The sequence below is a fragment of the Variovorax sp. 05N34 genome, assembly GCF_056397405.1.
The window spans coordinates 638114-660154 of sequence record NZ_JBFTNI010000001.1 but is presented as its reverse complement, the minus strand read 5'-3'; the positions used below and the strand labels follow the sequence as shown (position 1 = coordinate 660154).

Genomic DNA, 22041 nt, shown 5'->3' with positions numbered 1-22041 from the left:
GCGCCGTGACGGAATTCGACTTCATCGTTATCGGCGCAGGGTCGGCGGGCTGCGTGCTGGCCAATCGACTCACCGCTTCGGGGCAGCATTCGGTACTGCTGCTCGAAGCGGGCGGCAGCGACCGGCGCTTCTGGCTCAAGGTGCCGATCGGCTACGGCAGCTCGTTCTACAACCCCGCCGTGAACTGGATGTACCGCACCGCGCCAGATCCGGGCCTGGCCGGACGCCAAGGCTATTGGCCGCGCGGCAAGGTGCTCGGCGGATCCAGCAGCATCAACGCCATGGTGTTCGTGCGCGGCCAGCCGGCCGATTTCGACGAGTGGGCCGCGATGGGCAACGGCGGTTGGGGCTGGGATGATGTCTTGCCGTGGTTCAAGAAGCTCGAGGACAGCGACCATGGGCCCAGCGCATCGCGCGGTGCGGGCGGTCCGCTGCACGTCAGCGATGTGAGCGGCTCGGTGCATCCGCTGTGCCAAGCCTATTTGCAATCGGGCGCGGAGCTTGGGCTGACGGTCAACGACGACCTCAACGGCGCCAGCGCGGAGGGCGTCGGCATCTACCAGATCACGACCCGCAATGGACTGCGTGAATCGGCCAGCACGGCGTATCTTCATCCGGCGATGAAACGCGCGGCACTCACCGTGCGTACCGACGCACAGGTCACGCGGATCCTGTTGTCCGGCACGCAAGCGACCGGCGTCCGTTTCCGGCTCGGTGGTGACATGCACGAAGCGCGTGCGCGGCGCGAGGTGATCCTGTCCGCCGGGGCGATCAACTCGCCGCAGCTCCTGATGCTCTCGGGGATCGGTCCGGGCGCGCAATTGCAGGCACACGGGATTGCCACCGTTGCCGAGCGGTCCGCGGTGGGGCAGAACCTGCAGGATCACCTGTGCATCGATCACCTGTATCGGTCGCGAGTGCCGAGCCTCAACACCGAGCTGGGGCCATGGCACGCGAAGCTCTGGGCAGGCATGCGGTATATGGCCGGCCGGCGCGGACCGTTGGCGCTCAGCGTGAATCAGGGCGGTGGCTTCGTGCGTTCGCGTCCGGGCCTGGAGCGGCCCAACCTGCAGCTCTATTTCTCACCCTTGAGCTATCTGCGTGCGCGCACCGGCAAGCGGGAATTGATGCGGCCCGACCCCTATCCCGGCTTCCTGCTGGGCGCACAGCCGTGCAAGCCCATCAGCCGCGGTGAGCTTCAGTTGCAAGGCGTCGATCCGCTGCAGGCGCCGCTCATCATGCCGCGCTCGCTGGACACCGAGAGCGACCGCCAGGACATGCTCGAAGCGACGCTGTTCCTGCGCAAGCTCGCGGCCACGCCCGCGCTGCGCTCGGTGATCGAGAGCGAGCTGGTTCCGGGCCCGCAGATCGAGTCGCGCGAACAACTGCAGGAGGACATCCGCCAGCGCGCATCGACCGTCTTTCATCCTGTCGGGACTTGCCGCATGGGTCCAAGAGCCGAGGACTCGGTCGTCGATTCGCGACTGCGGGTGCACGGCATAGAGCGGTTGCGTGTGATCGATGCCTCGGTTTTTCCCACCCTCCCTTCAGGCAACACCAATGCCCCAACTCTCATGCTGGCCGAGAAGGGCGCAGCGGCGGTCCTCGCCGACCATGAGCCAACGAGCCTTCGATGAAAAATCCCGACGTTGACCTGCTGGCCGATTGCAAGCTCGCCCCGTACTGGTGGGACGACGTGCCGCGCCCCGTCATCACCGACACGCCGCTGCCGCCAAGCGTCGACGTGGCGGTCATCGGCGCCGGCTACACCGGCCTGCATGCGGCGCTGCAGACCGCGCGCGGCCAGCGCTCGACCCTCGTTCTGGATGCCGAGGAGGCCGGCTGGGGCTGCAGCACGCGCAATGGCGGCCAGGTCTCCACCAGCATCAAGCCCAGCTTCGACCAACTGGCGCGCCGCCATGGTTCCTCGCTGGCCTTCGAGATCCTGCGGGAAGGGCAGCGGTCGCTGGCTTTTGTCAGCGATTTCATTCGCAGCGAAAAGATCGACTGTGATTTCGGCGCGGTCGGCCGCTTTCACGCCGCGCACAACCCCGCGCAGTACGAGGCGCTCGCCGCGAGGATGCGTAATCAGCCCCATGGCCTCGAGGTCGATGCCCACATGGTGCCGCGCGCCGAGCAGCGCAGCGAACTCGGCACCGACGCGTACTGGGGCGGGGCGGTCTACACGCAGCATTGCTCCGTGCATCCGGCCCGATACCACCAAGGACTGCTGGAGCGCGCACTGGCAGCCGGCGTGCAAGTGGTGCCGCGCACGGCCGTGACCCGCGTCGACAAGCTCGGCGACGGCTTCGTGGTGCAGACCCTGCGAGGTGCGGTCTCTGCGCGGGACGTGGTCGTGGCGACCAACGGCTACACCGGAGGAGTCACGCCGTGGCTGCAGAGGCGCGTGATTCCGATCGGCAGCTACATGATCGCGACCGACCCGTTGCCGCCTGGGCTGATGGATCGCCTGATCCCGAAGAACCGGATCGTCAGCGATACGCGCAAGGTGGTCTATTACTACCGTTCCTCGCCGGATCGCACGCGCATCCTCTTCGGCGGCCGTGTCTCGCATCAGGAGACGGATCCGCGCGTCAGCGGACCGAAGCTGCACGCGGACATGGTGAAGGTTTTCCCGGAACTGGCGGGTACGCGAGTCAGTCATTCGTGGTGCGGCTTGGTGGCCTACACCTTCGACGAGCTGATGCACGTCGGCAAGCACGACGGCATGCACTATGCAATGGGTTACTGCGGCGCTGGCGTGGGGACTTCCAGCTACTTCGGCATGCGCGTCGGCCAGCAGGTGCTGGGCCTGGCCGAGGGCCGCACGGCGCTCGACGGGCTGGCCTTTCAGACCCGGCCTCTCTATACCGGGAATCCGTGGTTCCTCGCGCCTTCGGTTCGTTATTACCGGTGGCGCGACAGTCGGCCGGTCTGATCCTCTTCGACTCGCTCTCTTCGACTCGCGATCAAGCCAAGGGCCGCCGACCGTTCGCGATTCCGCGCGGGATTTCCCCAATTTTCGGCGCGCTGTCTCAAATTACAGTGCCGTAACTTACGTATTTGTAAGTTCTTTCCCCGCCTCATGCATCGCTGCGCGTGAAGGCGGTACGGCCGGTCAGCAATTCTGGAGACGACAGATGAACAGACAATCAACCCTCCGACTGCGGAAGGTTTCGCTCGCCGCAATCCTGGGGTGCATGTTGATAGGTGGACTGGCGTCTTGCGGAGGGGGCGGCAGCGCGAGCGGCTTTCCCATCGGTGGGTCGGGCAACGCAGGTGCCTCAGGGAACGCAGGTGCATCAGGCAACGCAGGCACGCCGGGCGCACCGCAGACGCCTGAACCGGCCCAACTCAAGATCGCAACGCTGTCCAGCCGCGCCGACCTGGTCAGCGGCGGCGACACCTTGGTCGAGGTGAGTCTGCCCACCGGATTCGATGCCAAAGACGTTCGACTGACTCGCAACGGAGATGACGCCACGACGGGCCTGACAGCCAGCGGCGACGGGCGCAACTTGCGTGGCCTGGTATCGGGACTTTCCATCGGGGACAACAAACTGGTCGCCACGATCGGAACGAACAGGGCCCGCGGCGAGCTTGTGATCACCAATCACTCGATAACCGGCCCGATGTTTTCCGGCGCGCAACTCGCGCCATTCGAATGCCGCACCACCGAATCCGGCCTCGGCGCACCACTGGATGCCAACTGCTCGGTTGCCACGCGTTATGACTGGTTCTATTTCACGAGTGCCGGTGTGCGCAAGGCGCTGACCGATCCCCTTGGCCCCAGACCTGCGGACGTTGGCACCACGACGACGATCGACGGGAAGACCGTGCCGTCCATCGTGCGCGTGGAGTCCGGCACCATCAATCGCTCCATCTATCGCATCGCTGTTCTGGATGACCCCTCTGTCGCCGGCCAATGGAACGGCACAGGCTGGAATCAACGGGTCGTCTTCCGATTCGGCGAATCGACCGGCGCGCAATACAACCAAGGCTCCAACTCGCTGAGTGACGCGTTCAAGTCGGACGCCATCGACCAGCAGAGCATCACGGCGCTTCAGCGGGGCTTTGCCTACGTCGTGTCGACGCTCAACATCAACAAGGTGAACGTGAACGACGTCGTGGCAGCGGAAACCGCCACCATGATTCGCGAGCACATTGCCAAGGCTTACGGCCTGCCGCGCTGGATGGTCGGCATGGGAGGCTCCGGCGGCGCGATTCAGCAAATGATGATTGCGCAGAACTACCCCGGCGTTCTTGACGGCATCATGCCGGACTCCGCCTTTGCCGATGTGTTCGGGACAGCGATGGAGGTGTCGGATTGCCGCCTGCTCAACCGGTACTTCGGCGCAAATCCTGTGACGTCGGCCGTTCGCCAGGCCTTCGAAGGCCACATGAACACGCCGCTGGGCACCACCTGCGCCACATGGGACGCGGGCAACGGCGACGCGGTGGTGGCCACCAGCGGTTCGGTGTCACCTGCATGCGGGCTCATCGACTCCAGCAAGGTCTACAACGCGGTCACAAATCCGGCGGGTGCGCGCTGCAGCGTCTACGACATGAACGTCAACACGCTCGGGCGTGACGCGACCAAGGGATTCGTTCGCCGCCCGCTGGACAACACCGGCGTGCAGTACGGTCTCGACGGATTGCGCAAGGGCATCATCTCGACGACACAGTTCCTCGATCTCAACGAGAACATCGGAGGCTACGACGACGACGGCAACATCATGAAGCCGCAGCGCACCCAGGCCGACGCCGAGGCCCTTGCGCGCAGCTACGCCATGGGGCGCATCGGCTCGGGCAGTGGCGGCCTGGCCACTGTGCCGATCCTGAGCGTGCACCCGTACGCTGAACCGGGGGGCGACATCCACACCATCTTCAACGACATCAAGATTCGCGAGCAACTGACGAAGGCAAACGGGCGCGCCGACAACCAGGTGATCTGGTTGTTTCCGAACCCGCAACTGGCGCAGGTGCTGGGCAAGCCCGCCCAAGTGGCGCCACTGTCGCAGTTGCTGCGCGACGTGACGTTGACGCGCCTTACCCTCATGACGAACTGGCTCGATGCAATCGCCGACGACCCGGCCCCGCTCACGCTCGACAAGGTCGTGCAGCACAAGCCGGTCGACGCGGTCGACTCCTGCTGGGACGTCAACGATGGCGCACGCTACAAGGAAGTCGCAACGCTGAACGGCGGCGGCAAGTGCAACACCCTGTACCCGAAGACTCCGTCGCCGCGCATGGTGGCCGGTGGACCGCTGTCCGATGACGTGCTCAAGTGCCAACTCAAGCCGATCGACCCCGCGGACTACGCGCCAGTCGTGCTCACCGACCCCGAAATGCAGCGGCTGCGGGGCATCTTCGCGCAAGGGGTGTGCGACTACTCGAAGACGGGCGTAGGGCAGTCGAAAGTGAAGGGCGTGTGGCTTGGCTATTGAGGCGCAGCGGCTCTCTCCAAGCCATAGGCAATGCTGACAACCAGGTGATCTGGTTGACGGCAGCGGGCGCGCCGGGTCGGTTTAGGACGACGGGTTGCCTGGCGCCGCCCGGACACAATACGGCCCACCCCACCCAAGACGAAAGCGTCAACTTGACTGCCCCCACTCCGAAAAAGCTCAGGATGCCCCGGCCCGAGCGTGAGCGCCAGATCCTGGGCGTTGCGCTCGACTTGTTCATCTCGAAGGGATACCAGGGGACGACGATGGAAGACATCGCCGAGGCGGCCGGAGTGACCCGGCCCGTTGTCTACAACCTCTTTGGCGCGAAAGACACGATTTATCTGGCATGCCTTCGGATCGCCCGCGGACACCTCGATCAACGCCTCAGCGAAGCGTTCGGCGCAAACACCCATGCCACCGGACGTGAACGCTTGCGAGCCGGCATCGAAGGCTATTTCCAATTCGTGGAACAAGATCGCGCAGCGTGGCGTTTGCTGTTTGGTGGTGGTGTCGCGGTGGCAGGATCCGCTGTTGACGAGGCCCGGCGGATGCGCTTCGACACGGTCGATGGAATCGCAGGACTCCTCACGCCATTCATGCCCGGAGTCGCCCAGCCGTTTGTCGTCATGCATGCTCACGCCCTCTCGGGTGCCGCCGAGCAGTTGGCCAAGTGGTGGGTTGAGAATGAACAGGTCGAACGTTCGGTTGTCGTGGATCTCTTGATGAATCTGATGTGGCGAGGATTCGAGGCGCACTTCACCACTTGAATCCGCGGCCTAGAAGCTGTGCTTCATGCCGAAGTCGTAACCATGAGAGCTTTGGTTCGGCGCTGTGATCCCGCCGTTTACCGCGACGGTCGAGAAGCCCGAATTGCTCACGTGTGCAAACGTCGCGTAGAGGGCCGTGCGCTTCGAGAAGTTGTAGACATAGCCGATGGCGAACTTGTCCGCACGGGGATCGCCGATCGCGTTCGTGCCGTATGAAGAATAGGAAAGCTTCAACTGGTCGTACGCAAAGACCGGAACGACGGCGCCCACGATGTACCCGGTGCCGGTCACCGGGATGAACTGGTCGACCTTGTCGTGGAAGTAGCCCGCAGTGACCTTCACGACCTTGAAGTCGTAGGAGGCGCCGACGTTGACCACCGGAATGTCGCCTGTGGTGAGCGTCCGGGCATACAGCGTCTTGCCTGTCGATACCGCAATACCGAAGGGGCCGGCGCCCCAGCCGATGCGGGCGGCATACCCGTTGCCATCACTCACGTGCGGCAACCCGGTGGTGTTGTCGTTCTCGCCCATGAAGTACTGAACTTCGCCGAAGAATCCGCCGAGGTTGCCCGGCAGGAAATAGCCGACCATGTTCGATACCCGCGTGGCGGTCGTCCCCGCGATCGAGCCCACGTAGGGTTGCGAGGCGCCGACGCCATTGGTCGAGAACGGATCGGTCTGGTCGCGGTTGCGATAGGTGGCCGAGAAATCCCGCCCCAATCGCATTTCGCCCCAGAAGTCCATCAGGCTGACCGTCGAGCGACGATTCGGGCTGAAGCCAGCCACAGAGCCATTGGGCTGGTTATTGATGTTGGTGCTGCCGCCCGTCCCATCGTCGACGTTGTAACCGAACTCCAGCCAGAAGCCCGCGGCGAGACCACCGCCCAAGTCCTCCACACCGCGAAAGCCCACGCGCGAAGACGTGTTGCCGCCGCTCGTCAGCGCGGTCTTTGTGCCGATGCTGCCGGTGCCGTAGGAGATGGCCGCATCGGCAACTCCGAATAGCGTGACGCTGCTGCTGGTCGCCGGCGCCTGTACGACGCTAGATTGCGCGAAAGCGCCGGACGTGACGAACAGACCGGCCGCCGCAAGTCCGCCGAGTTTCCTCATATGCTCTCTCCTCATCCTCTTTGTGCCCCCTATTCGAGTGGGTCTGTTTTCAGAGATCCGCGGAACCGCCACTCTTCTTGCGCTTGCCGAGCACCTCCGGCTTCAGCAGCTTCAAGCCAAGGCTCGCGTTGTAGCCGTGAATCTCCTTCACGTCGAGCTTTCGCATGAACTGGATCGTGTCGGCCGCGATCACCTGACCCGGCACCATGATCGGAAAGCCTGGCGGATAGGGAATGACGAAGTTTGCCGCGACGAGGTCGGGGCCCTTCTTCAATCGATCGTCGATGGCCTTGTCGCCGAGCTTGACGTGTTCGCAGTCCTCTTCCCGATAGGCCGTGTAGAAGGCCGCGCGCATATGGCCTTCGGTGGTGGCGCTCTTCGCGTCGTCGCGGAACACGTCATGAAAGCGGCTGAAGTTAGGCAGGTCGGGGACGTCCTCGATGAGCGCCTTGACGCGCTCGGCGAATGCGGCCTGTGCCGCCTTGCCGCCTTCTTGAAGGCTGCGCTCCTTGTCGCGCGAAATATCCGCGAGCACCTTCAACAGGTGGGCGACGTCGCTGCGCGTGTTGTTGATGTTGATCTGCACGAGGATCGAATTGCGCGAAGTCTTGTTGATCTGCACGTCGTACTTGGAAGCCAGCAGTCCCTTGAACTCGGTTCCGTCGTAGCCGGCGCGACCGGTGACCAGCGTGATGCGAGTCGGGTCGAGCGCGAACTCGTCGGTATCCCAGGCCGCGAGAATCTCGATCCACGTGGCGTGCGGCTTCGCATAGTCCTCGACCCCCGAGGCGCGGAATTCCTTGGGCACCATCTCACCGGGCGTGAGGATATGAAAGTACTTCGAGATCAGTGGATGCGTGTTGACCTGGCGCCGCAGGTCAATGGAGAGCGCCACCGCCTGCATGACCAACTCGTAGCCTTCGAGTTCCATCTGCCTGCGCGCCACGTCCAGCGACGCGATGATCTGCTGGTTCGGCGAGGTGGATGTGTGCGTGTAGAAGGCCTCGTGGAACTGCTCCTCGACGTGATGGAAGTCCTGGTCGCGCACCAGGATCATCGAGCCCTGCCGCAGTGCCGACATCGACTTGTGCGTCGAATTGGTCTGGTAGACACGCACCCGCGCACGGTCGGGGTCCGGCATCAGGCGCATGTCGAGCAGCGCCGGATCCTTGGGATCGAGGTCGTCGCCGACCTTGCCTTTGAGCTTCGATTTCCAGCTTTCGTATTCGGCGCGGTAGGCCGGCGTCAGGAGCCTGTCTTCGAGATCCTGCGCAGCGCCCATGCCGGTGCGGCGGCGGTGGAACGGCGAGAAGCGCGCAAAGGCAAACCACGCCTCGTCCCACAGGAAGATCAGATCGGGCTTGATGGCGAGGCATTCCTCCATCACGCGGCGGCAGTTGTACATGTGGCCGTCGAAAGTGCAGTTGGTGAGGTCGACGAGGCGGGCCTTGTCCAGCTTGCCTTCGGCCTTGAGCGTCAGCAGCGCCTGCTTGATGCTTCGCAGCGGGACGGCGCCGTACATCGAGTAGGCCACCATCGGATAGGCCTCCAGATAAAACGGTTGCGCGCCCGCCAGCACCAGACCGTAGTGGTGCGACTTGTGGCAGTTGCGATCGATCAGCACGATGTCGCCGGGCCGGCACAGCGCCTGCACGACGATCTTGTTGGATGTCGAAGTGCCGTTGGTGGCGAAGTAGACGTGGTCCGCACCGAAAGCCCGCGCAGTCATGTCCTGCGCATCCTTGATGTTGCCCGTCGGGTCGAGAAGACTGTCGAGGCCGCCCGTGGTGGCCGACGATTCCGCCAGGAACAGGTTGGCGCCATAGAACTGGCCCATGTCCTTGATCCAGTTCGACTTGAAGATCGACTTGCCGCGCGCGATGGGCAGCGCGTGGAAGGTGCCGATCGGGCGGGCTGCGTACTTCTTCAGGTTGTCGAAGAAGGGCGTCTCGTAGCGTTCGCTGACGCCAGCGAGGATGCTCAGATGGATCTCCATCAGTTCCTCTACCTCGTAGAACACGCGCCTGACTGCCTTTGCGTCCGTGCTCGTGGCGGCGGCATCGACGCCGCGTTCGGTCACGAGATAAACGTCGATTTCGGGCCTGATCTTCTTCAGGAAGTTGGCGAGCACCAAACCGTAGTCCTGCGGCATTCCGTCCGGCTCCAGATGGCCGAAGCGCTTGATCAACTCGTCGAGCGCGGGCAACGAGTGCCGCGATTCGTAACGAAAGCCGTCATAGATGACGACGGCTTGCAGGTTGAAGTTGACGATGGTCGCGACGATCGCATCTTCGAGGCTGAAGGTCTGCACCGCCTCGTAGGTGAAGGGGTCTTCCGGCCGCCGGAGCTTGCGCAGTTCGCGCTGTTGATTCGTGCTCCTCGAAATCTCGGGCGCGACGGTCAACACTTCGAAATAGGGTCGGTGGGGCGCGTCGGCTGCGAGACCTGGCGGCATACGGTCGCCAAGGTCGACTTCGGTTTCTTCATCGATGTTCCAGGCCGACGGATCGCGGCGGTAGGAGCCCGAAAAGATCGATGTCTTGATGCGGTGAACGGCGTTCGACAGCCCGGTTGCGTCTTCTGCCGCGACCAGATCGCGCAGAGCCCGCATAAGCACGGCGCCGGGATAGGCCCAATAGCCTTCGAGCGGCTCGATCTGGTCGAGCAGGGTGCCGACTTCAGTCTCCAGTTTTTCCTTCTGTCCGCGTCCGCTGGCAAGCGCTTCCGTGCAGACCTGGAGCCTGCTCCAGCGCTCCCGTCTCGCTTCGGCGGCGGAAAAGAAATCCGCCATCGACATGTCGTCAGTTTGACTATCGGCCTTGTCTCGGGACATGCTGTACCTCCAAGTCGACGTTGCAAAACGGGCTCTGCTCGCGCGAAACCGCCTGATTGTCCTGACGTGCGGCGGGCTTGATTTGATGGTTGTCAATAGTCGCCCCCGTGCGAGTTGCTCTCCGAGCCTCGAACGAGGCTTAATGTCAGCGCCCGTCCCACGGCATGCGGAGCGACCATGCAACAAAGTGAATCCGGAGCACCCTTCTTCCCGCTCATCGCGACACTTCGCGACGGGCGCAGCGTCACGGTGCGCCCGGTCGAGCCCGGAGACGAAGGCGCGTTCGAAGCCGCATTCAATCGCCTCTCGTCCCACTCGCGCTACACGCGATTCATGGCGGCAATGCGACAACTGCCGCCGAAGATGCTTCATGCCGCAGTGCATCCATCGGCGGACCACGAGATCGCGCTCGTCGCCGTTGCGGCTGACGGTGGTGACCCGCGCATCGTCGGTGGCGCCCGCTTCATCTGGGCGCCGGGTGCGGACGCCGGCGAGTTCGCCGTCACCATCGCCGACGACTGGCAGGCCATCGGGCTTGCGCGGCGCATGCTCGAAACCCTGATCGTGCTCGCGCGTGCGCGCGGCCTTCAGCGCATGGAAGGCTTCGTGTTGTCGGAGAACACGGGCATGCGCCGGCTGGCCGGCCGGCTCGGCTTTACCGACAAGCCGTACCCCGGCGACGCGACGCTCCGCCTCGTCGAGCTGCAATTGCAAAGAAGCGCAAGCGGCTCCTGCGCTTGACGGATATCAATTGCCCGGGCGATGCCCGCTGCAAGAATCGTTGTGAGCGTGTTCGCGATCCTGGAGATTTCGTCATGAATGCAGGAGCCCGGTTGGCGCGGAGCCAGATCGTCGGAACGAAGGTTGCGGCGGTGTTCAGCAAGCGCATGCAGACGGCGAACGAGAAGTTCGCCCTGCGCGTCACGCATGCGTTCGCCGCGACTGCACCTTTGAGTGCGCTGTCGGGCATGCCCTCGCTCATGGATCCGGTCGGCTGGTACAGCTATGCGGCCGATGCCGCGCAGCGTTCGATCCTCTTCTGGGACACCTTGCGCCAGCGCGGGGACAATTTTGTCGAGAACACCTCCCAGGGCCTCAAACCGGTTCTGCATTTCGAGTCGGAGACCGTGCTCGACGGCCGGCAGTTCGAGCGGCCGGTCAACTATGCGCTGCTGCGCATCGTCGCGCCGGCGGACGTGACGATCGATGCGGCGAAGCGGCCGTACATCATCATCGACCCGCGAGCGGGCCACGGACCGGGCATCGGAGGATTCAAGGACGACTCGCAGGTTGGCGTCGCCTTGCGCGCCGGGCATCCGGTGTACTTCGTCATCTTCTTTCGCGACCCGGAGCCCGGCCAGACGCTGCTGGACGTCTGCGAGGCCGAACAGAAGTTCGTCAAGAAGGTTCGCGCGCTTCACCCACGCAGCGCCAAGCCCGCGCTGGTCGGCAACTGCCAAGGCGGTTGGGCGGCCATGATGCTCGCGGCATCCGATCCCGACGACACTGGCCCCATCGTCATCAACGGCGCGCCGATGTCGTACTGGGGTGGCGCATGGTCCGAGGGCGAGGGCGACAACCCCATGCGCTATGCGGGCGGCATGATGGGCGGCTCCTGGCTGGCGTCCTTTGCAGCCGACCTGGGCGACGGCAAGTTCGACGGCGCCCACCTGGTGCAGAACTTCGAGAACCTGCACCCCGCCAACAGCCTCTGGGACAAGTACTACCACCTGTTCGACAAGGCCGACACCGAGCCGCCGCGCTTTCTCGAATTCGAACGCTGGTGGGGCGGGTACTACCTCATGAATCGCGAAGAGATCGAGTGGATCACGCGCAATCTCTTCGTCGGCAACAAGCTCTGGAAGGGCGAGGTCAAGGGCGCGGACGGCAAGAGCTTCGACCTGCGCGAAATCACCTCGCCGATCATCTTGTTCGCGTCGATGGGCGACAACATCACGCCACCGCAGCAGGCGTTCAACTGGGTGGCCGACGTGTACGGCAGCACCGAGGAGATCAAGGCGCGCGGGCAAGTCATCGTGGGGCTTCTGCACGAGGACATCGGCCATCTCGGCATCTTCGTCTCGGGCAGGGTGGCGAAAAAGGAGCATGCGCAGATCGTGTCTGTCCTCGAAACGATCGAGGCGCTGCCGCCTGGGCTCTATGGGATGGCGATCACCGACACGCACAGGAAGGGCGGCAAGGTCGAGTACGAAGTCGAGTTCCAGGAGCATCGGCTCGAAGACATCGCGGCGCATTTCAATCGCTTCGAGCGCCTGGACGAGAAGCCGTTCGAAGCGGTGGCCAAAGTGTCGGACTTCAATCAGAGCGCCTACGAACGCTTTGCGCAGCCCTTTGTGCAGGTGATGTCGAACGAGCAGACGGCGAAGGCGTTGCGCGCGTTCCATCCCTTGCGGGTCCAGAACTGGGCCCTGTCGCAATTCAATCCGTGGATGGCGTGGCTCGCGCCGGCGGCCGAGACGGTCAAGAGCCATCGGCGGCCGCTCGATGAAAGCCATCCGCTCCGGAAGGCGGAAAGCCGCAATGCCGAGTTGTTCAGCGCCATGCTGGATCACTACCGCGCAGTTCGCGATGCAATGACCGAGGCCGGATTCTTTGCCACTTACGCCAATGTCGATTCGCCGGAATCCACCGAAGCGACTCGCGCGCCTTCGAGGAGCAAAACCGATGGCGAAGACCCTCGCAGCATGCCGGTGGTGCGCGACGCGCTGGCCTCCATCGAGCACGGCGGCTATGTCGAAGCTCTGGCGCGGGTGGCCTTCCTGCTGAGCAGGAAGGGCGAACCGCTGCCCTTGTCGCGGCTGGAACTCAAGAAAGAGCTCGTAGCGGAATACGCGGACTACTTGCCCGGCATGTCGCCCCACGACTGGCGCCGGGTGCGCGGGGAGCAGGAAATCATCGTGCGCTATGAAGCGGAGAAAGCCATCGAGTCGCTGCCTCTGCTGCTCGAAGAGCCGGCAGCGCGCGAGCGGCTGATGACGCTGCTCCAGAAGCTGGTTGCCGACAAACGAGTGCAGGGCACCTCGCCCACAGCCGCTCAGGCAGCCATGCTGCGGCGGATTCGCGAGACGCTCGCCATCGAGCCCAAGCACAAGCCCAAAGCCGAACCCAAGCCCAAAGCCGAACCCAAGCCAAAACCGAGGCCGAAGCGCGTGCGCGCCAGCCCGGCAGCGGCGCGCCGTGCCTAGCCGAAACAGGTGCCACATGGACGCAAGACACGCCAAGTACCAGCGACTGATCGACTACTGCAAGACCTTGCCGCCTACGCCGACTGCCGTGGCGCACCCGTGCGACCAGAGTTCGTTGGAGGGCGCCGTGGAGGCCGCACGGCTCGGCTTGATCGCACCCGTCCTTTTCGGGCCACGCGCGCGCATCGAGGCTGTGGCGGCCGCATCCGGCATTGACCTCTCGGGGGTGCCGATCGTCGATACACCTCATAGCGAGGCGTCCGCCGCCGCGGCCGTGCAGAGCGTGCGCGAAGGCAAGGCTGAAGCCCTCATGAAAGGCAGTCTCCACACCGACGAGCTGATGGCTGCAGTGGTCAAGCGCGAGACAGGCTTGCGCACCGCGCGTCGCGTCAGCCATTGCTTCGTGATGGATGTGCCGGGGCACGAGCAGGCGCTGATCATCACGGACGCGGCCGTGAACATCTCCCCGACGCTCGCGGAAAAAGCCGACATCCTGCAGAACGCGATCGATCTTGCGCATGCGTTGCGCGCGCCGGAGGTCAGGGTGGCGATCCTCTCGGCCATGGAGACTGTCAACCCGAAGGTGCCGTCCACCGTCGAGGCCGCGGCGCTCTGCAAGATGGTGGACCGGCACCAGATCACCGGCGGCCTGGTCGACGGGCCGTTGGCGCTGGACAACGCGATCAACCTCGAAGCCGCGAAGATCAAGAAGATCGATTCGCCAGTGGCCGGACGTGCGAACGTGCTTCTGGTGCCTGACCTGGAAGCAGGCAACATGCTCGCCAAGAGCCTGACCTTTCTGGCCGGCGCGGACGCTGCAGGCATCGTGCTCGGCGCGCGCGTTCCGATCATCCTCACGAGCAGAGCCGATTCGATCATGACCCGGCTCGCGTCGTGCGCCGTCGCGGCACTGGTGGCGAATGCCCGTCGCGAAAGCGGCAAGGCGATCGGGTGACGGCATGGCGGATGTAGTCCTCGTGCTCAATGCCGGTTCTTCCAGCATCAAGTTCAGCGTCTTCGATGCCCGTGCGGACGACGGACACGCGTTGATGCAGGGCCAGGTCGAAGGTCTCTACACCGCCCCGAAGTTCGTCGCGCGCGACGCGCACGGCGCCGAGATCGGGTCCAAAGACTGGGGCGAGGGCGCCGCGCTGGGACACGACGGGGCGGTTGGGCATCTGGTGGGCTTCCTTCGCGATCACTCTGCCAACCACAGCTTGGTCGCGGTCGGTCATCGCGTGGTTCACGGAGGTCTGGATTTCACGCAGGCCGTTCGTGCAACGCCAGAAGTCGTCGCGGCGCTGCAAAAGCTCAGTCCCCTCGCGCCGCTGCACCAGGTGCACAACCTCAAGCCCATCGAAGTGGTCGCGAAGTTGCGGCCGGACATCATCCAGGTCGCCTGCTTCGACACGGCCTTTCATCGCGCCCAGCCGGAGGTGGCGCAGGCCTTCGCGCTGCCGCCGTCCATCACCGACCTTGGAGTGCGGCGCTACGGATTCCACGGGCTTTCGTACGAGTACATCGCCAGCGCGCTGCCCAACATCGATGCGAAGGCTGCAGCCGGGCGTGCGATCGTCGCGCATCTGGGCAACGGCAGCAGCATGTGCGCGATGGTGGGGGGCCGAAGCGTGTGCAGCACCATGGGGTTCACGGCGGTCGACGGCCTGCCGATGGGCACGCGATCAGGCACGCTCGACCCGGGCGTGATCCTCTACCTGATCGATGAACGGGGCATGGACATCCGGGCGATCGAAGACTTGATCTACAAGCAATCGGGGCTGCTCGGTGTTTCGGGTGTGTCGAGCGACATGCGTGCGCTCCTGGCGAGCGATGACGAACGCGCACGTTTCGCGGTCGACCTTTACACCTATCGCATCGGGCGGGAACTGGGCTCGCTCGCGGCTGCCGCTGGCGGCGTGGACGCCCTTGTCTTCACGGCGGGAATCGGCGAGCACGCGAGCGCGATTCGCGAGCGTGTGTGCCGGGACGCTGCATGGCTCGGCGTCGAACTCGATGCCGAGGCCAACCGGGCCGGCGCCGAACGCATCAGCACTTCGGGCAGTCGCGTGGCGGTCTGGGTCGTGCCGACGAATGAAGAGCTGATGATCGCGCGCCACACGTTGAGGGTGGCAGGCATGCAAGGAGCCGCATCGTGACCGTCGAGATTTCTCGCCCGCTCCTCAAGGGTGCCAAGGTGCTGGTCTGCGGCATCGCGAATGAGCATTCGATTGCGTACGGATGCGCCAAGGCGTTTCAGGAGCTTGGCGCGGACCTTGCCGTCACCTATCTCAATGAGAAGGCAAAGGCGCACGTCGAACCGCTCGCCAGACAACTGAACGCCGGCATCTTCATGCCGCTGGACGTGTCCAAGCCGGGCGAGCTGGAGGCCGTCTTTGCGGAAATAGAGAAAGAGAAGACCTGGGGCCGGCTGGATGTCGTCGTGCATTCCATCGCCTGGGCGCCCAAGGACGACTTGCAAGGTGGTTTGCTCAACTGCTCTGCCGAGGGCTTCGCCAAGGCCATGGACGTGTCTTGCCACTCGTTCATCCGGATGGCCCGCCTCGCCGTGCCACTGATGACGAGCGGCGGCACGATGTTCGCGATGAGCTATGTCGGTGCCAACAAGGTGGTGCCGAACTATGACGTGATGGGCCCCGTGAAGGCTGCCCTCGAGTCGACGGCGCGCTACCTCGCGCACGAGTTGGGGCCGAAGGGCATCCGCGTGCATCCGATTTCGCCTGGGCCGCTGAAGACACGCGCGGCTTCGGGACTCAAGGATTTCGATCTGCTGCTTACCGAGGCTGCGCAACGGGCGCCCATCGGTGAGCTGGTCGACATCATGGATGTGGGATTCACGTGCGCTTTTCTGGCGACGCCGTATGCGAGGCGGCTCTCGGGGCAAACCATCTATGTCGATGGCGGCGTGAACATCATGGCCTGACACAAAGAAGGAGATCCCCCATGGATTGGCTTGTGCAAACGCTGAAGCAGTATCCGGAACTCGGTCTCTTTGCCGCTCTGGCGTTCGGTTTCTGGCTGGGGCCGAAGAAGTTCTTCGGGTTCAACCTGGGCGCTGTGACGGCGACGCTGATCGCGGGCGTGGCGATCGGGCAGTTGGGGCTGTCGATCCCCGGGCCGATCAAGTCCGCCTTCTTCCTGCTGTTCCTGTTCGCTGTCGGCTACGGTGTCGGGCCGCAGTTCTTTGCGGGTTTGGGCAAGGACGGTCCCAAGCAGATTGCGTTCACGCTGATCGTGATGATTGCCTGTCTGGTCGTGCCGATTGCCTGCGCCTATTTCGCGGGTCTCGACGTCGGCTATGCGGTGGGTCTGTATGCCGGCTCGCAGACGATCTCCGCTTCGATCGGCGTAGCCACCGACCAGATCAACAAGTCCGGCCTGTCGCCCGAGGCCACCAAGAGCATCCTGGGGGCGATTCCGGTCGGCTATGCGGTGACCTACATCTTCGGCACCGTCGGCTCGGCGCTGCTGCTGTCCAAGCTGGGGCCGAAGTTGATCGGAGTGAACCTGGTGGAGGCCTGCAAGGACTATGAGACCCGGCTTGGCGGCGGCGCGGCATCGACGCAGCCCGGTATCCTCTCCGCTTATCACAGCTTCGGCCTGCGCGGCTATCGCATCACCGAGAAGAGCGGTCTTGCGGGCAAGCGCTGCCAGGACACCTTTCCGGGCGTGCGTGTTTTCTTCGAGCGCATCAAGCGCGGCAACCAGATGATGGTGGCGCAGGGGGATTCGGTGCTTCAGGTCGGCGATCTCGTGGCGATCTCCGGTGCTCGCAAGCTGCTGGTAGACAACGTCGAGGCGGTTCTCGAAGAGATCGATGACCGCGATTTGCTGGACATGCGCGCGACGGTGGTCGATGTGTTCATCACCAACAAGGCGATCAATGGCAAGACCATCGCGGAGCTTGCCGAGATGCCGGCGGCGCGTGGCGTGTATCTCGCCAAGATCACCCGGCAGCTGGTCGACATTCCGCGGCTTCCGGGGACCGAGATCCTCCGAGGCGATGTGATCCGCATCGGCGGCAGCATCGACCACGTGAACGCGGTCGTGAAGGTCCTCGGCTATGCGGACCGCCCGACCGACGCAACGGACATCTCCTTCATGTCGGCCGGCATCCTGATCGGTGGCCTGATCGGCGTGCTGAGCGTGACGATCGGCGGCGTGCCGATCAGCCTGTCGACTTCGGGCGGTGCGCTGCTGGCGGGTTTGTTCCTCGGCTACTACCGCACCATCAAGCCCAAGTTCGGTCAGATCCCGGCGCCTGCGCTCTGGATTCTCAACAACCTCGGCCTGAACGTCTTCATCGCGATCGTCGGCATCAACGCCGGGCCGGACTTCATCAGCGGCTTGCAGAAGCTCGGTGTGAGCCTGTTCCTTTGGGGCGTGGTCGCCACGTCTGTCCCGTTGTTGCTCGCCATCGTGGTGGCGCGCTTCATCTTTCGCTTCGACCCGGCCATCCTGCTGGGTTGCTGTGCCGGTGCACGCACCACGACCGCCGCGCTCGGCATGGTGCAGGACGCGGCGAAGAGCAACATCCCGGCGCTCGGCTACGGCATGCCTTACGCAGTAGGCAATACCTTCCTCACGATCTGGGGCCTTTTCATCGTGATCGTGATGATGAAGATCAATCCAGGTTGATCGGTGCCTTCGTCGCCCACGGTCGTGACAACGACCGCGGCCTTTTCGTATCAAGGAGCAAGTGATGGACCTTCTGACATTGCGCAACTACGAAGCGCTCGGCCCTTTCGAGATCAAGAACTTCCTCGCCGACTCGGCGACCAAGGCGGCCAAGGCCGCGGCGATCTCCTATCTGAATGCCGGGCGAGGCAACCCCAACTGGGTTGCGACGGAGCCGCGCGAAGCATTCTTCACGCTGGGTCTCTTCGCGGTGCAGGAAACCAAGCGCGTGATGGACGTGCCGCCGGGCATCGGCGGCATCCCGCGTGAGGAAGGCTGTGCTGAACGCCTGCAAGCATGGCTCGCCAAGCACGACGATCTGCCGGGCGTCGATTTCCTGAAGCGGATGGTTCCATGGGCGGTGCTGAAGTTCAGCTTCAAGCCCGATGCTTTCGTCAACGAACTGGTCGACTCCATCATCGGCGACCATTACCCTGTGCCCGACCGCATGCTGGTGCACAACGAGATCATCGTGCGCGAGTTCCTGCAATGGGCGATGTGCGGCGACCCGAGGCCGAAGGGCACTTTCGAGCTTTATGCGGTCGAAGGCGGCACTGCCGCCATGTGCTACACGTTCAAGGCGCTGAAGAACAACCGCTTGCTCAACGCCGGCGACACGATCGCGCTGGGGGTTCCGATCTTCACGCCTTACCTGGAAATGCCGCACCTGGAGGACTATGACCTCAACATCGTGACGGTGCATGCGCCGCAGGAGAACAGGTTCCAGTTCACCGACGAAGAATTGGACAAGCTTCTCGATCCCAAGATCAAGGCCTTCTTCGTGGTCAATCCGGGCAATCCGTCGGCGATGGCGTTGTCCGAATCGGTGATCAAGAAAATCGGGGAGATCCTGAAGAAGCGGCCCGACCTGATGCTGCTCACCGACGATGTCTACGGAACCTTCGTGCCAGGTTTCCGGTCGTTGCTCGGTGCTTATCCGCGCAACACGATCGGCGTGTATTCATACAGCAAGTACTTCGGCTGCACGGGCTGGCGCCTCGGGGTCATTGCCGTGCATGAGGACAACGTCTTCGATCAACTCATCGGCAAGCACGATGACGCCACGCTGAAGAAGCTCGACAAGCGCTACGGCACACTGACGCCGCATCCGCGCGAAGTGCGGTTCATCGATCGCGTCGTCGCCGACAGCCGCGATGTGGCACTCAATCACACGGCGGGGCTCTCGCTGCCCCAGCAGGTGATGATGTCGCTCTTCTCGCTCTATGAGCTCATGGACGAGCAGAAGGCCTACCAGAAGGCCTGCATGGAAATCTGCCATCGGCGTGCGATGTTGACGGTCGAAGGCCTCGGCATCGACGTGTCCGCCAACCCGCATTTCGACTACTACTACGGACTGATCGACTTCGAATTCTGGCTGCGCAAATATGGCACCGAGGAACTGGTGGCGTGGGTCAAGGAAAACGTGCATCCGCTGGACATCGTCTTCAGGCTTGCCGAGGATCACGGCATCGTGCTGTTGAACGGCGGTGGCTTCGAGGCGCCGGACTGGTCGGCGCGTATCTCCTTCGCCAATCTTGATGAAGAGGTCTATGAAAAGATCGGCCGTGCGGTGCGAGCGGTGGCTCGAGGCTACGTCGATTCGTTCGAACGGGCCAAAGGGGTCAAGCTGACGAGGAAGTCATAGAAACCGATAAGCATGGGTGACGCCGGCGCCACATTGGCGCGCGCCGGCGGCCACCGCTTCAGTAGGGCGGATTCACTACTACATACTGCCCAGCCTGCGGTTGATACCAGGCGCTTCCGCATTGCTGGTAGACCATGCCGCCATAGTTGACCGGCACACAGTTGGCAGGCACGGTGTTCACCATCGAGCCGATGGCCGCGGTGGTCACCGCGACTGCAGCGCCGACCGCTACCGCACCGGCGACGGGGTGATAGTCGTTGTCCCACCCGCCACAGCAATTGTTGTTGTTACCGCCGGCGACAACGACGTTGGTGTTGCGGTTGGCGTTGACATTGGTGTTGACGTTGGTATTGCGGTTCGCATTGACGTTGTTGTTGCGAGTGCTGTTGTTGACGTTGTTGACGCTGGAACTGCGAACGTCATTGGTGCGCGTGTCGGCTCTGGCGTTGTTGGCTTGCTGGCCCTGCCTGTTGCCAGCGCCGCCAGCGCCTGGGGCGCGAGCACCGCCCGCGCCCGCAGCCGCACCACCTCCTGCGGCCGCACCTGCGCGAGCGCCGCCCCCGCCGCCCCCCGCTTGAGCGCGAGTTCCACCACCGCCACCGCCGCCGCCGCCGCCACTTGCGCGAGCACCACCGCCACCACCACCTCCCCGGCCGCCGCCGTCCCGACCCGCAGCCTCCGCCGCCGGAATCATGGCGAAGGAGGCCAGCATGAGAGCAGCCAGAGGGGCAGCGAGCAACCTGTTGAAAGATCCGTTCATGGTGGTCTCCTCTAGTTGGTCTTCGCCGGAACAAATTCGATCTTTGTCGCGCCCTTGGGGGGCGTGAACCTGAACGTCGCTTCGGTGAATGCCGGCTTCAGGTTCCAGTCCATGACGCTGACAGACTGGGGACGGGCCTCGTCGGCGCGATTGGTGATGACGAGCTTGCGCGGCAAGGGCTTGGCACCAGCGGCGATCCAGATCTGCCAATCGAAATCTCCCTGTCTGAACGCATAGTGGTCGCAAAGGTCATTGCCGACGAGATCCTGGCCGGCATTCATCGCCGACTCGATCTTGTCCACGGGCGCAGCGGGCGTGCCCCACAGGAACAGATCCGAAAGCGGAACTTCGAAGCCGTAGCGGTCTTCGAGCTTCTTCACGAGTTCTCCGTTCGTTCCCGAGAACTCGACAGACGAGTAGTACTTCTGCTCGGGAAAGGCGAGGGTGACCGTCTTGCCGTCGGAGATGATTTCGCGTTCCGATCGAACGCTCCACATCCGGGCGCGCAGCTTGTCCGGCCGTTGCACGTCGAGGGTCGCCGAGGCGGTGTGCAGCAGCTTCTGGCCGTCGACCAGAACGCGCTCGCCCATCAGCGAGGTCGACGTCCGGAAGCGTCCCAATGTCTGCAGGTACGCGCCCATGTCCTTGAGAGCCTGGATCGACGCCGGATCGACCGCGTTGGCGGCTGGCGCAGCGGGTGCGGCCGGCGCGGTGGGTGCTGTCGTGCCTGCCGGGGGCGTTTGCGCGACCCCCGGTGTCGTCAGTGACAAAGCCAGCATGGCCGATGCGAGTCCTGCGAGTTTCATGGCATCCACCTCGAAAAAAAGAGAGCATGCGCGCGTGGCTCGATAGGCTCGTTGACGAATATCAATCGCATGCGCCCCCCTTGGGGCCATGCTACTCACCATCTTCCGACAGTCACTAAGGAGACGTTGATGAAGTTCCTGGCATTACTCGCAGCGACGGCAGTTCTGGGCACGCTGGCGACCCCTGCTCTTTCGCAGGGCAAGCCCGGCCATGAGGTCGCGGCCTCGACCAGCCCCGGCACCGGTACCGTCAAGGAGGTCATCCGGGCGACAGGCGTGGTCCAGTCGATCGATCTCGCAAATCGCCATGTGACCATCAAGGATTCGCATGGCCGGGTGCATGCCTTCACCGTCGGCCCGGAGGCGCGCAACCTCGACCAGGTCAAGGTGGGCGATACCGTGTCGGTGCGGTACGCGCAGGCGCTGACACTGACCCTCATGAAAGACGGCAAGGAACTGCGCAGCAGCGTCCAGACCCCCATGGCCGACAGGACGGCGGCAGGCCAGCTTCCGGGCGGCATGGTCGGCCAGAAGGTCGAGGTGACTGCCAATGTGGTTGCCGTCAACAGGAAGACCCACATGATCACGCTTCGCGGGACGGAGTACGAGGTCGACCTGACCATCCGCGACCCCGAGCAGCTGAAAATGATCAAGGTGGGCGACCAGGTTCATGCGGTCTACACGGAGGCGGTAGCGCTGTCGATGGAGCCTGCGAAGAAGTAGGCGAGGAGGGGGACTTTCCCCTGTGCGGTCGATGCGTGTCGCTAGAATTCTC

General features: G+C 63.7%; 16 protein-coding genes. 12 read left to right on the top strand and 4 right to left on the bottom strand.

The genetic code is table 11. The features are described 5' to 3' along the window. The first annotated feature begins 5 nt into the window (after window positions 1-5). The 4 genes from AC1DMA_RS03205 to AC1DMA_RS03190 all read left to right on the top strand — a co-directional run bounded on the left by AC1DMA_RS03205 (window position 6) and on the right by AC1DMA_RS03190 (window position 6211). Complete coding sequence (locus AC1DMA_RS03205) at window positions 6-1637, top strand: GMC family oxidoreductase (protein ID WP_478143198.1); 1632 nt, start codon at window positions 6-8, stop codon at window positions 1635-1637. Next, window positions 1634-2938 (top strand): NAD(P)/FAD-dependent oxidoreductase, encoded by a 1305-nt coding sequence (locus tag AC1DMA_RS03200; protein WP_478143197.1) that lies wholly within the window; start codon window positions 1634-1636, stop codon window positions 2936-2938. Before AC1DMA_RS03205 ends, AC1DMA_RS03200 begins: the two co-directional genes overlap by 4 nt. A gap of 202 nt (window positions 2939-3140) precedes the next feature. Next, window positions 3141-5444 carry a DUF6351 family protein gene (locus tag AC1DMA_RS03195; RefSeq protein ID WP_478143196.1) on the top strand — a complete coding sequence of 768 codons (2304 nt, stop codon included), beginning with the start codon at window positions 3141-3143 and terminating at the stop codon, window positions 5442-5444. A 152-nt stretch (window positions 5445-5596) separates the two neighbouring features. Beyond that, window positions 5597-6211 carry a TetR/AcrR family transcriptional regulator gene (locus tag AC1DMA_RS03190; RefSeq protein WP_478143195.1) on the top strand — a complete coding sequence of 205 codons (615 nt, stop codon included), beginning with the start codon at window positions 5597-5599 and terminating at the stop codon, window positions 6209-6211. 9 nt (window positions 6212-6220) lie between these two features. Here the strand turns inward: AC1DMA_RS03190 and AC1DMA_RS03185 are convergent, their stop codons facing one another. Both AC1DMA_RS03185 and AC1DMA_RS03180 read right to left on the bottom strand, forming a co-directional pair. Continuing rightward, window positions 6221-7321, bottom strand: coding sequence for a porin (locus tag AC1DMA_RS03185; protein WP_478143194.1), 1101 nt, complete (start codon window positions 7319-7321; stop codon window positions 6221-6223). Window positions 7322-7370: 49 nt separating this feature from the next. After that, a complete protein-coding gene (locus AC1DMA_RS03180; protein ID WP_478143193.1) occupies window positions 7371-10154 on the bottom strand; it encodes a decarboxylase in 2784 nt (927 codons plus the stop codon). A 177-nt stretch (window positions 10155-10331) separates the two neighbouring features. Here AC1DMA_RS03180 and AC1DMA_RS03175 point away from each other — a divergent pair, with 177 nt between their 5' ends. The 7 genes from AC1DMA_RS03175 (at window position 10332) to AC1DMA_RS03145 (ending at window position 19700) form a co-directional block, all read left to right on the top strand. After that, entirely contained in the window at window positions 10332-10895 is a 564-nt protein-coding gene (locus AC1DMA_RS03175; RefSeq protein WP_478143192.1) for an N-acetyltransferase family protein, read from the top strand. A gap of 74 nt (window positions 10896-10969) precedes the next feature. Further along, window positions 10970-13360 carry a DUF3141 domain-containing protein gene (locus tag AC1DMA_RS03170; RefSeq protein ID WP_478143191.1) on the top strand — a complete coding sequence of 797 codons (2391 nt, stop codon included), beginning with the start codon at window positions 10970-10972 and terminating at the stop codon, window positions 13358-13360. Window positions 13361-13376: 16 nt separating this feature from the next. After that, window positions 13377-14315 (top strand): phosphate acetyltransferase, encoded by a 939-nt coding sequence (locus tag AC1DMA_RS03165; protein ID WP_478143190.1) that lies wholly within the window; start codon window positions 13377-13379, stop codon window positions 14313-14315. Between the two features lie 4 nt (window positions 14316-14319). Continuing rightward, window positions 14320-15516 (top strand): acetate/propionate family kinase, encoded by a 1197-nt coding sequence (locus AC1DMA_RS03160; RefSeq protein ID WP_478143189.1) that lies wholly within the window; start codon window positions 14320-14322, stop codon window positions 15514-15516. Beyond that, window positions 15513-16301 carry an enoyl-ACP reductase FabI gene (gene fabI, locus AC1DMA_RS03155; protein WP_478143188.1) on the top strand — a complete coding sequence of 263 codons (789 nt, stop codon included), beginning with the start codon at window positions 15513-15515 and terminating at the stop codon, window positions 16299-16301. The genes AC1DMA_RS03160 and fabI overlap by 4 nt, the downstream gene beginning before the upstream one ends. Window positions 16302-16321: 20 nt before the next feature. Beyond that, window positions 16322-18016 carry an aspartate-alanine antiporter gene (aspT, locus tag AC1DMA_RS03150; RefSeq protein ID WP_478143187.1) on the top strand — a complete coding sequence of 565 codons (1695 nt, stop codon included), beginning with the start codon at window positions 16322-16324 and terminating at the stop codon, window positions 18014-18016. Between the two features lie 64 nt (window positions 18017-18080). Continuing rightward, window positions 18081-19700, top strand: coding sequence for a bifunctional aspartate transaminase/aspartate 4-decarboxylase (locus AC1DMA_RS03145; RefSeq protein ID WP_478143186.1), 1620 nt, complete (start codon window positions 18081-18083; stop codon window positions 19698-19700). Between the two features lie 58 nt (window positions 19701-19758). On the opposite strand, the gene AC1DMA_RS03140 is transcribed toward AC1DMA_RS03145, so the two are convergent. Beyond that, window positions 19759-20460, bottom strand: coding sequence for a hypothetical protein (locus tag AC1DMA_RS03140; RefSeq protein WP_478143185.1), 702 nt, complete (start codon window positions 20458-20460; stop codon window positions 19759-19761). Between the two features lie 11 nt (window positions 20461-20471). Then, window positions 20472-21266, bottom strand: a complete 795-nt coding sequence (locus tag AC1DMA_RS03135) for a DUF2092 domain-containing protein (RefSeq protein ID WP_478143184.1) — start codon at window positions 21264-21266, stop codon at window positions 20472-20474. 129 nt (window positions 21267-21395) lie between these two features. Between AC1DMA_RS03135 and AC1DMA_RS03130 the strand changes: the two genes are divergently transcribed. Further along, window positions 21396-21989, top strand: a complete 594-nt coding sequence (locus tag AC1DMA_RS03130) for a hypothetical protein (protein ID WP_478126528.1) — start codon at window positions 21396-21398, stop codon at window positions 21987-21989. Window positions 21990-22041 lie beyond the last annotated feature (52 nt).